General features: G+C 59.8%; 11 protein-coding genes. 4 read left to right on the forward strand and 7 right to left on the reverse strand.

Annotated features, from left to right (window positions below):
- Positions 1 to 3 precede the first annotated feature (3 nt).
- Positions 4 to 300 (reverse strand): conjugal transfer protein TraC, encoded by a 297-nt coding sequence (gene traC, locus ASD01_RS32685; protein ID WP_029742457.1) that lies wholly within the window; start codon positions 298 to 300, stop codon positions 4 to 6.
- A 253-nt stretch (positions 301 to 553) separates the two neighbouring features.
- On the opposite strand from traC, the gene traA reads away from it, so the two are divergent.
- The 4 genes from traA to ASD01_RS32705 all read left to right on the forward strand — a co-directional run bounded on the left by traA (position 554) and on the right by ASD01_RS32705 (position 6200).
- Positions 554 to 3865 (forward strand): Ti-type conjugative transfer relaxase TraA, encoded by a 3312-nt coding sequence (traA, locus tag ASD01_RS32690; RefSeq protein WP_060644935.1) that lies wholly within the window; start codon positions 554 to 556, stop codon positions 3863 to 3865.
- A gap of 62 nt (positions 3866 to 3927) precedes the next feature.
- On the forward strand, positions 3928 to 4428 hold the full coding sequence (gene traF, locus ASD01_RS32695) for a conjugative transfer signal peptidase TraF (RefSeq protein WP_060645001.1): 501 nt from the start codon (positions 3928 to 3930) through the stop codon (positions 4426 to 4428).
- Positions 4418 to 5584, forward strand: coding sequence for a conjugal transfer protein TraB (locus ASD01_RS32700; RefSeq protein ID WP_060644936.1), 1167 nt, complete (start codon positions 4418 to 4420; stop codon positions 5582 to 5584). The genes traF and ASD01_RS32700 overlap by 11 nt, the downstream gene beginning before the upstream one ends.
- A 13-nt stretch (positions 5585 to 5597) precedes the next feature.
- Entirely contained in the window at positions 5598 to 6200 is a 603-nt protein-coding gene (locus ASD01_RS32705; RefSeq protein ID WP_029742461.1) for a TraH family protein, read from the forward strand.
- 23 nt (positions 6201 to 6223) lie between these two features.
- Here the strand turns inward: ASD01_RS32705 and ASD01_RS32710 are convergent, their stop codons facing one another.
- The 6 genes from ASD01_RS32710 to trbL form a co-directional block, all read right to left on the reverse strand.
- Positions 6224 to 7312, reverse strand: coding sequence for a nucleotidyltransferase family protein (locus ASD01_RS32710; RefSeq protein ID WP_060645002.1), 1089 nt, complete (start codon positions 7310 to 7312; stop codon positions 6224 to 6226).
- 464 nt (positions 7313 to 7776) lie between these two features.
- Positions 7777 to 9072: an IncP-type conjugal transfer protein TrbI gene (gene trbI / locus ASD01_RS32715; protein ID WP_029742464.1), complete on the reverse strand. Its 1296-nt coding sequence runs from the start codon at positions 9070 to 9072 to the stop codon at positions 7777 to 7779.
- A 12-nt stretch (positions 9073 to 9084) separates the two neighbouring features.
- Positions 9085 to 9522, reverse strand: coding sequence for a conjugal transfer protein TrbH (trbH, locus tag ASD01_RS32720; protein ID WP_029742465.1), 438 nt, complete (start codon positions 9520 to 9522; stop codon positions 9085 to 9087).
- Positions 9523 to 9525: 3 nt separating this feature from the next.
- Positions 9526 to 10338 (reverse strand): P-type conjugative transfer protein TrbG, encoded by an 813-nt coding sequence (gene trbG / locus ASD01_RS32725; protein WP_029742466.1) that lies wholly within the window; start codon positions 10336 to 10338, stop codon positions 9526 to 9528.
- 16 nt (positions 10339 to 10354) lie between these two features.
- The gene (locus tag ASD01_RS32730; RefSeq protein WP_060644937.1) at positions 10355 to 11017 is read right to left on the reverse strand and encodes a conjugal transfer protein TrbF; all 663 of its coding nucleotides are present in this window, start codon (positions 11015 to 11017) and stop codon (positions 10355 to 10357) included.
- A 20-nt stretch (positions 11018 to 11037) separates the two neighbouring features.
- The gene (trbL, locus tag ASD01_RS32735) at positions 11038 to 12222 is read right to left on the reverse strand and encodes a P-type conjugative transfer protein TrbL (RefSeq protein WP_060644938.1); all 1185 of its coding nucleotides are present in this window, start codon (positions 12220 to 12222) and stop codon (positions 11038 to 11040) included.
- Position 12223 lies beyond the last annotated feature (1 nt).

Consider the following 12223-nt stretch of genomic DNA (forward strand, 5'->3'; position numbering starts at 1 on the left):
CGCTCAAGCCTCGTGACCGCTCCCCGAAGTCGCGCCAGCCGAGACCGTCGCACTTTCCGTCGTGGCCGCGACGCCAACCCCTGCCCGCCCCTTTCCGTTCGATCCGACTTTGCCTCCGCGAAAGTGTTTGGCCATATCCTCGAAGGCCTTCTGAAGATCCGCCTCATCGATCTCGATTTCACCGAGTCCGGCCTTGAGTGCAATGCGACCGATCCGTTCGGCTTCACGCGTCTCGGCGTGCTTCAGCTGTTCCTGAAGCTTGGCGATTTCTTCGCGGATCCTGGAGGAGGGCTTCTTCATTTACGGTTGTCCCTTTCTGATGTTGTTTGGATTGAACAGCATCAGGTTCCTTCAGATCGGCGTGCCGATCCACTAACAGAAGTGCGAGTTGGCGCAGCCAACGCCTTTGATCATGATCCCGGCCGTTCCGAAGGAGCGGATCCGAAGGGCGCAATTATACGTCGCTGACGCGACGCTTTGCTTTTTGGCCCAGCGGGGCCGCCGCTCACGACGAATGTATTGAATTCGCTCGATCACAGGAACTTTCGTAGCGATGGCCGCTCCGCATTTTTCCGTCAGTATCGTCGCACGCGGCTCCGGCCGAAGTGCGGTGCTGTCGGCGGCCTACCGGCACTGCGCGAAGATGGACTACAAGCGTGAGGCCCGTACGATCGACTACACCCGCAAGCAGGGACTTCTGCATGAGGAGTTCGTCATCCCCGCTGATGCGCCGGAATGGCTGCAATCGATGATTGCCTATCATTCGGTGTCCGGCACCTCGGAAGCCTTCTGGAACAAGGTCGAGGATTTCGAGAAACGCTCGGACGCCCAGCTTGCCAAGGACGTGACCATCGCCCTACCGATCGAACTTTCGGCCGCGCAGAACATCGAGCTCGTGCGGGATTTTGTTGCAAGACATATTACGGGTCAGGGCATGGTGGCGGACTGGGTCTTCCACGACGCGCCCGGCAATCCGCATATCCATCTTATGACGACATTGCGGCCCCTGACCGAAGATGGGTTCGGTTCGAAGAAGGTTGCTGTCACAGGTCCGGACGGCAAACCGCTTCGTAATGATGCTGGCAAGATCGTCTACCAGCTTTGGGCCGGAAGCCTCAACGACTTCATTGTGTTTCGAGATGGCTGGTTCGCCTGCCAGAACAGGCATCTTGCGCTCGCCGGCCTCGACTTGCGCGTCGATGGCCGCTCCTTCGAGAAGCAGGGTATTGCGCTCATGCCCGCAATCCATCTCGGCGTCGGCGCCAAGGCCATGGAGCGGAAAGCGACTGGTTGCGGAGAGGTGGCAGCGCTCGAACGGTTGGAGCTCCAGGCGGAACGTCGCGCCGAGAATGCGCGTCGGATCCAGAGAAATCCTGGTATCGTGCTCGACCTGCTCACCCGTGAGAAGAGCGTTTTCGACAGCCAAGACATCGCGAAGATCTTGCATCGCTATATCGACGACGCCGGCCACTTCCAGAACCTGATGGCGCGCATTCTGGAGAGCCCGGAGACGCTGCGGCTGAATCTCGAGAGGATCGACTTTGCGACGGGTTTGCGCGCCCCGGCGAAATACACCACCCGCGAGCTGATCCGGCTGGAAGCCGGGATGGCCAATCGCGCGATCTGGCTGTCGCAGCGGTCCTCGCATGAAGTTCGCCGGCCAGTGCTCGACGCGACATTTGCACGTCATGACCGGTTATCAGACGAACAGAAAACGGCGATCGAGCATGTCGTGGGTAAGGCACGCATCGCTCTTGTCATCGGCCGCGCCGGTGCGGGCAAGACGACTATGATGAAGGCGGCGCGGGAGGCGTGGGAAGCCGCCGGTTATCGTGTCGTCGGCGGCGCACTTGCCGGTAAGGCGACCGAAGGTCTGGAGAAGGAAGCGGGCATTGCCTCGCGCACGCTTGCGTCCTGGGAAATGTGCTGGGGCAAGGGTCGCGAGCAACTCGACGACCGTTGCGTTTTCGTTCTCGACGAGGCGGGCATGGTCTCATCGCGGCAGATGGCGCTGTTTGTCGAAGCCGTCACCAGTTCCGGTGCCAAGCTCGTTCTTGTCGGTGATCCGGAGCAATTGCAGCCGATCGAAGCGGGCGCCGCCTTCCGGGCCATCGCGGATCGGATCGGTTATGCCGAGCTCGAAATCATCTACCGCCAGCGCGAGCAGTGGATGCGCGATGCATCGCTCGATCTGGCGCGTAGCAATGTCGGCAAGGCGGTCGAAGCCTATCGCGCCAACGGCAGGATGATCGGCGCAGAACTGAAGTCGGAGGCAGTCGCAGCTCTCATTGCCGACTGGAACCGCGACTTCGATCCTGCGAAGTCTTCCCTGATCCTCGCTCATCTACGGCGCGACGTCCGGATGTTGAACGAATTGGCGCGGGCCAAGCTCATACAGCGCGGCATCATTGAGTCGGGTGCGACATTCAAGACAGCAGACGGCGATCGCAGTTTCGCAGCGGGCGACCAGATCGTCTTCCTGAAGAACGAGGGATCGCTGGGCGTCAAGAATGGCATGCTGGCCAAAGTCGCCAATGCGGCTCCCGGTCGCATCGTTGCGGAGATTGGCGACGGCAAGCATCGCCGCCAGATCTCGGTGGATCAGCGCTTCTACAGCAATGTCGATCACGGCTACGCGACCACCATTCACAAGAGCCAGGGTGCCACGGTCGACCGGGTGAAAGTACTCGCTTCCCTCTCGCTGGATCGTCATCTGACCTATGTGGCGATGACGCGCCATCGCGAGGATCTCGGCGTCTATTACGGCCGTCGTTCTTTTGCGAAGGCCGGCGGCCTGATCGCGATCCTGTCTCGCAAGAATTCGAAGGAAACCACGCTCGACTATGTGAACGGCAGCTTCTACCGCCAGGCCCTCCTTTTTGCCGAAGCTCGGGGATTCCATCTCGTCAATGTCGCGCGCACTTTAGCGCGAGACCGGGTCGTTTGGGTTGTCCGGCAGAAGCAGCGGCTCGTTGAGCTCGGCGCTCAACTGTCTGCCCTCGGCAAAGCTTTGGGCCTGTCCCCAATCAAGAAATCATCCGAAACAGCGAGCGCCATCAACGAGGCAAAGCCCATGGTGTCAGGAATTAAGGTATTTCCAAAATCGCTTGAACAGACGGTAGAGGATAGGCTTGCAGCCGATCCCGGTCTGAAGAAGCAGTGGGAGGAAGTCTCATCTCGCTTCCACGTTGTCTACGCGGAGCCGGAAGCCGCATTCAAAGCGATCAATGTCGACGCCATCCTTGCGGACGAAGCTGCCGCGAAGTCCGCGATCGCGAAAATCAACACGGAACCGGAAAGTTTTGGTGCGCTCAAGGGCAAGACAGGCATGTTCGTGAGCAGCGCCCACAAGCAAGATCGAGAAAAGGCGACTCTGAATGCCCCCGCTCTCGCGCGCAATCTGGAACGCTACCTGCGCCACCGCGCGGTGGCCGAGCGCAAGCACGAGACGGAGGAACGGTCGATCCGCGCAAAGTTCTCGATCGACATTCCCGCCCTCTCGCCGTCCGCCAAGCAGACACTCGAACGGGTTCGAGATGCGATCGATCGGAATGATCTTCCGGCGGGTCTGGAGTTTGCGCTTGCCGAGGGACAAGTGAAGGCGGAACTCGATGGTTTTGCCAGAGCGGTGTCCGAGCGGTTTGGCGAACGGACCTTCCTCACACTGGCTGCGAAAGAGCCGAACGGCGAGACGTTCCAGAGGCTGACGTCGGATATGAACCCATCGCAGAAGGGCGAGGTCCAATCTGCTTGGAACGCCATGCGGACCGCTCAGCAGCTCGCCGCGCATGAGCACACCATGACTGCCTTGAAACAGTCAGAGACATCTCGTCAAACGAAGAGCCAGGGGCTCTCACTGAAATGATCCTTGCTCTATTTGGACATTCGGGTCGGCCATCACGCGCAAGCGTCCGGTCGAGGAGTTTTCTGGTCGCCACCCTGGCAATTCCGATCATTGTCGGCTTGGGCGGGCTCCTCGGTTATCGTGTGAACCTGACACCAAGCGAGCCCTTGGGCGTCTGGCGTATCAGGCCGCTCGAGCGGCCGGCAGCCCGCGGCGATCTCGTCTTCATCTGCCCTCCGCAGGCGAGGTCTATGGAGATCGCGCGCCAGCGCGGTTATCTGAGGGCGGGACTTTGCCCAGGCGGTTACGCTCCGCTTATCAAGACGATCGTGGCCTTGCCAGGCCAATACGTTCAGATCGGTCACAACGTCACCATCGACGGTATTCCCGTGTTGAGCTCCACGCTTTCATCGAAGGACGGGGGAGGCCGACGATTGACAGCTTTCAGTGGCGGCAGCGTGCCGTCGGGCACCGTGTTCCTGCACTCTGGTTTCCGGGGCTCCTTCGATTCTCGCTACTTCGGCCCGGTGCCGGCGTCGGGCATCCTCGGTTTGGCAGAGGAGGTTATCACTTATGCCCCATAATTGGTTCCGACCTCTCCTGCAGGTCATCAGTGCTGCGGCCGTCGGATGGGTTGGCTGGAGCGGTGAAGTGCTGCTGCTGCCGGTCTCGGCATTATTTCCCGCACTCTGGTCCACGGCGGAAAACAGAGCGCAGGCCGCGCTGGATTCCACCGCTTACTTTCTGTCGGCGTCGCGTGGCTTGCCGCAAGGCGTCGCAACGTTTTACGCGTCCGACCTCTGGCCCGGATTGATACTGTGGTTGATCGCCTCGAGCGCCTTCGTCGTCGTCCATACGTCCTGTTGGACCGGAAGAAGTGGTTGGCGGCGCGGGATTTTCTATCTCGGCGCATCCGTCCTCATGGCGGTCCCACCATTTGGAATTCTTGGCTGGGCGCACCCGATCACCGCCGCAGGCGTCGTGTTCCCGGGATGGGGTTGGTCGGGACTGGCGCTGATGGCAGCCGGCCTCGCCGTCATGACGACTTGGCTTCGGCCGGCTGCAGCCATAGCCTTGATGAGCTTCTGGCTCTGGTCCGCCGCTGAGTGGACGACGCAGAGTTTACTTTCGGGTTGGCATGGTGTCGATCTTGATTTCGGCGCCTCCCTCGGTCGCGTGAGCAATCTTGACCGCCACCGTGCTCTTGCAGCAACGGTCCGGGCAGCAAACCAAGGCCAAGGTTCGGTTGTCGTTCTTCCCGAGAGCGCGCTCGGTTTCTGGACGCCGACGGTCGAACGCCTCTGGAACCATGAGCTGAATGGAACCGGTCTCATCGTGCTCGCTGGCGCAGCGGTCTTGAATGACGATGGATACGACAACGTCTTGGTGTCGATTTCCGAAAAGGGTGGTGAAGTCGCTTATCGTGAGCGAATGCCGGTTCCCGGTTCCATGTGGCAGCCGTGGCGGGCCTGGACAGGGGGAGACGGTGGCGCCAAAGCACATTTCTTTGGCGATTCCGCCGCCTTCGTTGGCAATACCCGCATCGCTCCCCTGATTTGCTACGAATTGCTTGTCGCCTGGCCGGTCCTGCAATCGATGCTCCGTGATCCCGACGCCATCGTCGCCGTCGGCAATGGGTGGTGGACGGCTGGAACCTCAATCGTCGACATTCAACGCGCCAGCGCTCAGGCCTGGGCACGGCTCTTCGACAAACCTCTCGTCATTTCCTTCAATACCTGAACCGGGAGATCGCATGATGGACATTGCGTTGATCAAAGAATGTGCCGACCCCTCACTCAGGCCGGCGATCGTAGAGAAGTTCGTTGAGGCAGCCGGCTCGCCCGATCCGCTTACCATTACCGTGAATTCGGGCGGGCGATTGATCCTTGTGCCGAAGGCGACAACAGCGGACAGCGCAATGGAGATCATACGGCAGAATGTAGGGCGCGCAGTCGTTCGCGTGGGCCTAACGCAGTTTCCGGCAGGAGTAGTCTTGAAAGAGGCGTACGAACTGAAATCCGACCTCGTCGAACCATGTGCGAACCTGCGAATGGGCACGCTGATGTTTGCGAAGATCCTGCGGATCGTTGCCAAATGGTACGGCAATCCGAGGAGCGATGACGTCTTTCCGCAGATTTTCGAGGATGCGGTCTATGCCTGGAAGACGGGAGAGTTCGAAGGCGTAAGCGTGTTCGAGGCGGAGGACCCGGGAGGTTCAATCGAAATGCCGAAGCAAAGCAAAGTGCATTCTATCGATGATGAGGAAGCAGCAATGACTATACCCGCGAACGGGACGAATGAGGATCTTGGACGCGCTGGAATTCGCATTGACCTGTCCCGCATCGGCGGAAATTGACATTCATCCCGTTCCCTGTGTCGTCAGAATGGCATTGTGATATCTTCGCCGATCTGGATGGCGCCGTACGTGAGACAGTCCCTAAGGCGGTCCAATCCCTCTTCCCTCATCATGCCAGCTCCGGCGCGAATGGCTTCCTGCCATTGCGGACCGCGTTCCCACGCCTCGTTGTATACGAGGGCTAGGTCCGATGCCCTCCTCGTCTGCTGCAGGGCCTCGAACAGAAGTTCGGCCTGTCGGATATCCTTGTCCCGCTTCGCAGCCCCCTGCACGTCGTTGTGTCGGCGGCTGGCGACGATGAGCTTATGGACGGCATACCGCTCGGGGGCTGGGACAGTCACAGGGACACCGGACTTGTGAAGCAGCATTGTCCGCACCGGATCGCGGATCAGCAAATCGAGAAAACGCAGCGGATCGGCACGAGCTCCACCCAGAGCTGGCATCTTAGCGGGCGGGTCGAGGTAATCGTCTGAGCCGCGGTTCGATGTCAGAAACTCGACCCTGTAGCAGTTGGCGGTTCGGAAAGCGGACGAGGACGCGGCGCCCGATCGATGGGGCACCGGGATGAAGGTGGGATCCACTGACTGCAGCAGTTCAAGCATCGGCGGCAGGGTGTCTTCAACCTCACGAGAGATGGCGTAGTCCTGTGCGATGTCCGCATCGCCTGTGAGGAGCGCGGCCATCGGCAGGCGAACACCGAGGATTCCGGCGTAAGTCTGAAAAGCTACCGTGCCGATGAGAACGCCCCGCAGCCGAAATAGGCCTGCAGCCGACAGCGCCTCGACGATATCGCCCGTCATTGAATCCGGAGCGATCATGCCTCCTTCGCGGGTCAGCGACGCCACCATGCGCCTGCGGGCGCGAAGGTCGTCTTTCTCTCGCTTGTGGGTTTCGACGCGCTTTGCGATGTCCGGATCGTCCGCAGGACCAACGTAGCGGCGTGTCCTGCCCCCAGTTCCATCAGGGATATCGAAGTACCAGTAGCGGCGATCTTTCACTGTGACCGGCGTGAACCTGCCCTCAGGGGGGAAGTCGGCCGTCCATGCGGCGTCGAGCGAGCGTTGGCCGAGTTCGGCCAGCATGGTCTGGTACATGAGGTCGATTTGCTTCATTGGCGGGCTTTTTTCCTCGGATTTCTGCATCTCCATTGCGTAGCAGGATAGGCAAGCCGCTTGTCGCCGAGCGGATAGACCGCCACTGGCTCTCTTTTCGGGAGGATCTCGGCTTATTTTTCACCGGACTCAGCTGCCCGTGTCGCATTCCTCGACGTTATACCGTTTATCAAAAAAGGTATAACTGGATCTAGGTCAAGGATAGGACTGATGTTCGTCGAAAAAATCAACGTTATACCTTTCCACAAAAAAGGCATAACCTTCGTCCAAACACTCAAGACCGTTGGCGCACTGTGGCGTTTGAGTCCAAAGCGCGATTCAGATACTTGATATTAGTGTTTGTCGAAGGCGCCAAATAAAAGCGCAACAATGCACGGAAATAGCGAGCCGCTAACCGTGCGCCGTCGCTCAACCTGCGGAAATCGATCAACAACCGACGAGGTTCGTCTAATGGCCGTGCTCAGCTAGCCCTTGTAATGGGATGGGAAGATAATGTCCTGGTCGACGAGAACGTTGAACCTGTAGCCCGGCCTGATCCGGATTGTCGGCTGCACGTTGAGATTCTTGGAGATCGTCTGCTCGGCGACGCGTCCGAAGGTTTCTGCGAAATTCCTGCGCGCTGCGTCCGAGGCGCTATCCTGTGTCGCAAGGGTCGAGCTTTCCGGCATTGAAGCATCGATCCCGGTGCCGATGAGCGCAATAAGCGCCGCCGATCCGAATGTTCGCCAGAGGTGCCGGTCGACCCGGTCTCTAAAGCCGCCATAGCCCTCGGCATCTGTGCCGGCCATGCCGCCGATCTGTAGTGTTGAGCCATTCGGAAGAATGAGATCGGTCCACACAACGAGCACGCGCTGCTGGCCGAACGACACCTTTGAATCGTAGCGCCCGAACAGTCTTGCACCTTGCGGGATCAACAGGCGGTGCCCGGTTGCGCTGTCATAGACGTTTTGGCTGACCTGCGCTGTGATCCTTCCAGGTAGGTCGGAGTTCAAGCCCGTAAGCAAGATAGCAGGAATGACTGAGCCGCGTTTCAGCTCATAGGGAGAAAGCGCCGGCACGACCTGGTTGGGCAGGTACCCGAGATCCTTGATGTCCTGATTGAAAAAGTCTTCCTTCGATGTTTGTCCATTTGGATCGGCATTCTGGCCCATCGCACTGGACTTCATCGCAGCTGCATAGAGGTCAGAAGCGCTATTGGGGGCGCGACTTGAGCTCTGGCTGCCGCTGACACGATCAGCCGCAGACGTCCGAGCGTTGGAGACGTCAACAGTCAGAGGTGAATCCATTGCGGTAGCACGCGCCTGCAGGCGGGCCATTCGTTGGCGCTGGGCTTCCCGGATATATTGTTCGTCCTGCTCGCGCTTCAGTCGAGCTTTCCAGTCTTCCTCGGACTCCAGCCGTTGCCGCTTGCTATCGCGGACCTCTGCTTGCCGCTCGATGTCCGGCTCCCTCGCCTGCTCTTTCTCGACAACGGCTGGCGTCGGCTGGACGCTTTCTTTGCCTTCAGGCTCCCCGATAATCCCGTCCGGCACACCGCGCTTCAACTGGTCTCCGAAATTCGTAGCGCTGCCGTTTGCCGCGCTTTCAAGCTCATTGGCTCGATTGAACGATAGTCCGCGCCATGAAAGTCCAATCACGACAACGCCGAGGAACAGCGCAACGATCATGACTGTGACGATGATTGGCAGCCGGTTGAGGCGGCGCATCCCATGCTGATCGTCGCCATTAGGGGATGCACCGAGCTGTAGCGATTGAACCAAAGTCGCCTCCTGTCATCCGCGCTGCATGATCGAAAGCGGGCTCGTCGGCGTCGCGCCTGTCGCAGTGGGCGTGTAGGCGCGGCCAAGCGAGATCGAGGACGTGGTCAGCCGCGCGAAAACCTGGCCGTCGATGCTATCGACTGAATAGGCGAGTTCGATCGGGTTCTGATCCTTGGCAGCTTTTCCATCGGCAACGATCGTGTGCCCCCACCCCTTCAAGGCGGCCTCGAGCGCCGCCGCATATTCGGACGGCTCTCCCTGCAACTTGATGGTGGCCGCGCCGGCGGACCTGATTTGCTCGGCAAACCTGCTCGCCATGTCGCCTGCTATCGCGCTTGCAGCCGGCCCGGTGATGGCGATCGGCGCTCCTATCACCGAGTGCTGTGGATCGGCGGTCTGGCAGCTTGCAAGAAGGGGTGCCGCAACGAGAGCGGCGAAAAATCTTGGCACGGTTCAACCTCCTCGCCTGATCGTGATTTTCTGCTGACGCCAGCCAACACCAGAGACAAGGATTGCCCGATCGATGGTGTAGTCGACGATCATCATGTCGTTCTTCATGCGGTAATTGACCACGCGGTTCTGGCCGCCGCTGACGACAAAGAGAACCGGTGCATCCTGCCCGGCGATGGAACGTGGAAAGTGGATGTAGGTCTTGCGGCCATCGGAATAGACGCGCTTCGGCTTCCAAGGCGCGCGTCCGCTTACCGTATATGAAAAAGTCAGCACCTCGGGCGCCGCCGACCCGAAGCTTCCGGCCTCCAGTCGTGAGTTGATATCGGCGAGCTTGTGCGCGACATCCTCCGGATACTCAAACCCCACCCTGGCCATATATTGGTTCGGATGAGACTTCAGCTGGATGTGATAGGTTCGCCGCGACGTCGTGACGACCATTGAGGTCACGATGCCAGGTTCGGATGGCTTGACGATGAGATGGATTGCCTGCCCGCCGGCAGCACCTGATGTCGCCGGCTCGACCTTCCATCGGACCGTATCGCCAACAAGCACGTCGCGAACGATCTCGCCGCCTTGCAGTTCGATATCGCAGACTTGGAGCGGCGAGCAAACCACCGAGGGCTGGATTTGCCCAAAGAGGAAGATGACCTTGCCGTCGGGCCCCTTTGTAACGAGCCCCGGCGCGCCACGCCATTTGGCGGATAAACTCGTGCCCTTTGCCTCGCTCGTCGTCATATCTTGCGCGAACGTGCCGCCGACAAACGCGAGCCCGGCCATGCAGCCTGCCGCCGCCATCAATACTGATTTGTGCATTTGAATGTCCCTGCCCTTAAAGCTGCGCGGTCCAGTCGAAGTCCTGGACGTAGAGGCCAATGGGATTGATGCGGATGATCGCCTCGTCCTGCGGCGTCGTCAGCGTGACAGTTGCGATCCCGCGGAACCGGCGCGTGCCGGATTCCTTGCCCTTGCGGTCGCGCTCGTATTCCGTCCAGTCGATTTGGTAGGTCTGGTTCGAAAGCGCGACAACGTTGTTGACCTCGATGGCCACGGTCGACGACTTGGCCTTCTCAAACGGCGAGTTGCCGCGAAACCATGAGTTGATCTTTTGGGTAGATGGATCCGATGTGCGAAGGAGGGCGTAAGTGCGGTCTATGTACTGCTTCTGGACCACTGCATCCGGGGAGATGCTCCGGAAGCTCGCCACAAAATTTGCAAGCGTCGCACGCACCACGCGCGCATCGGCATACTCTATCTGCTCCGGGAAACCCGCGGCGATCGGTGTGCCTAGCTTGTCGACCTCGACGATGTAGGGCACCAGCCTGACCTGGGTGCTCAAATACATTGCGTAGCTGAATCCGATAACAGCCATGGCAAGCCCGAGAATGCCAACGATGCGCCACGCGGCGGCCGCCTTGACATAGGAGCCGTATCGCTCGGACCATTCCTGACGCGCAGCAAGGTACGGGTTTTCGGGGGCGCGGTTTGCTGCCATTGGTATATTCCTTCGATAAGCTATTCATCGTTTCGCTCAGGCATCGCCTTGCTCCGGCCGGCGCGCCCGCGTGCCTTGTCGAGTTTCGCGTTGGCAAGGCCGAGCAGTGACCCGGCATAGGCACCAGGCGATCCGATCGCCTTCTCTTTGGCGGCAGACCCCATTGCCTTGCCGCCGGAGCCGAGAGCCGCTCCCATTCCGCGAAGCGCTGAGGCGGCGGTCGTTGAGCCGGCTGCGCGAGCGGACTGGGCCGCTGCGGCGCCGGCGCCGACCGCACCGGCTGCCAGTGACGCCGCACCGGCGGCGAAGGAGGCAGCTTGACCCCCATGACGAATGGTTTCCATTCCACCCGTCACAGAGGCGCCCTGCACGACGCCCTGCAGAATTGCGGGCACGTACATGGCGATGATGAAGACGACGACGGCTATGCCGGCAATCGCCAGGGCGGTTTGAAACTGGTCGCCCACTTCGGGATCATTCGCGAGCCCGATTAGAACCTCGGATCCTATGCGTGAGATCATTACCAGTCCCATCAGCTTCATGCCGACGGAGAAGGCGTAGACAAGATATCTGACTGCGAAGTCTTTTGTGAATGACGATCCGCCGAGACCCAGCATGATCATGCCGGCGAGAAGACCCAGGTACATCTCGACCATCACCGATACGAAGATCGCCGCCACGAGCGAGAACGCTATCACCGTCACGACCATTGCCACCGCCGCTGAGATAGCCAGTGCATTGTCCTCGAAAAGGCCAAACTGCACCTTCTCCGACATCTTGGTGGCAACGACTAAACCGGCGTTGAAGACATCTGCAGGTGAGGCGGTACCGTTCCCGGCTCCAATCTCGAACAAGCTATCGACAACAGACTTCGCAAACTCCGGGCCTTGCTCGAGCACGAATGCAAAGAGGCCGACGAACAGAATCCGGCGAACGAGCTCGGCGAACCAACTGTCGAGTGAGGCCGCTTGTAAGGCAAGCCAGACCGCCGCGACGCCAATCTCGATTGTCGCAAGAATCCAGAAGAGCGACCTGGCCGCGTCCATCACCGTGGTTTCCCAACCCTTGGCTGCCGTTGTGATTTGGTTTTGCAGAGACGTGAGGACCGAGCCTTCCTGCGCAAGGGCCGGGTGTGTGGTGGCCAACGCTGCAGTGGCTGCGATGAGCGCGACCGTCCGAAATCTAGGATGGAGCGTTAATGACATG

Origin of the sequence: Ensifer sp. Root423 (genome assembly GCF_001426275.1) — a bacterium.
Classification (GTDB): domain Bacteria; phylum Pseudomonadota; class Alphaproteobacteria; order Rhizobiales; family Rhizobiaceae; genus Ensifer; species Ensifer adhaerens.

Coding starts and splice junctions, on each gene's coding strand:
- traC (WP_029742457.1), bottom strand. CDS start 300: ATGAAGAAGCCCTCCTCCAGGATCCGCGAAGAAATCGCCAAGCTTCAG.
- traA (WP_060644935.1), top strand. CDS start 554: ATGGCCGCTCCGCATTTTTCCGTCAGTATCGTCGCACGCGGCTCCGGC.
- ASD01_RS32700 (WP_060644936.1), top strand. CDS start 4,418: ATGCCCCATAATTGGTTCCGACCTCTCCTGCAGGTCATCAGTGCTGCG.
- ASD01_RS32705 (WP_029742461.1), top strand. CDS start 5,598: ATGATGGACATTGCGTTGATCAAAGAATGTGCCGACCCCTCACTCAGG.
- ASD01_RS32710 (WP_060645002.1), bottom strand. CDS start 7,312: ATGAAGCAAATCGACCTCATGTACCAGACCATGCTGGCCGAACTCGGC.
- trbG (WP_029742466.1), bottom strand. CDS start 10,338: ATGCACAAATCAGTATTGATGGCGGCGGCAGGCTGCATGGCCGGGCTC.
- ASD01_RS32730 (WP_060644937.1), bottom strand. CDS start 11,017: ATGGCAGCAAACCGCGCCCCCGAAAACCCGTACCTTGCTGCGCGTCAG.
- trbL (WP_060644938.1), bottom strand. CDS start 12,222: ATGTCATTAACGCTCCATCCTAGATTTCGGACGGTCGCGCTCATCGCA.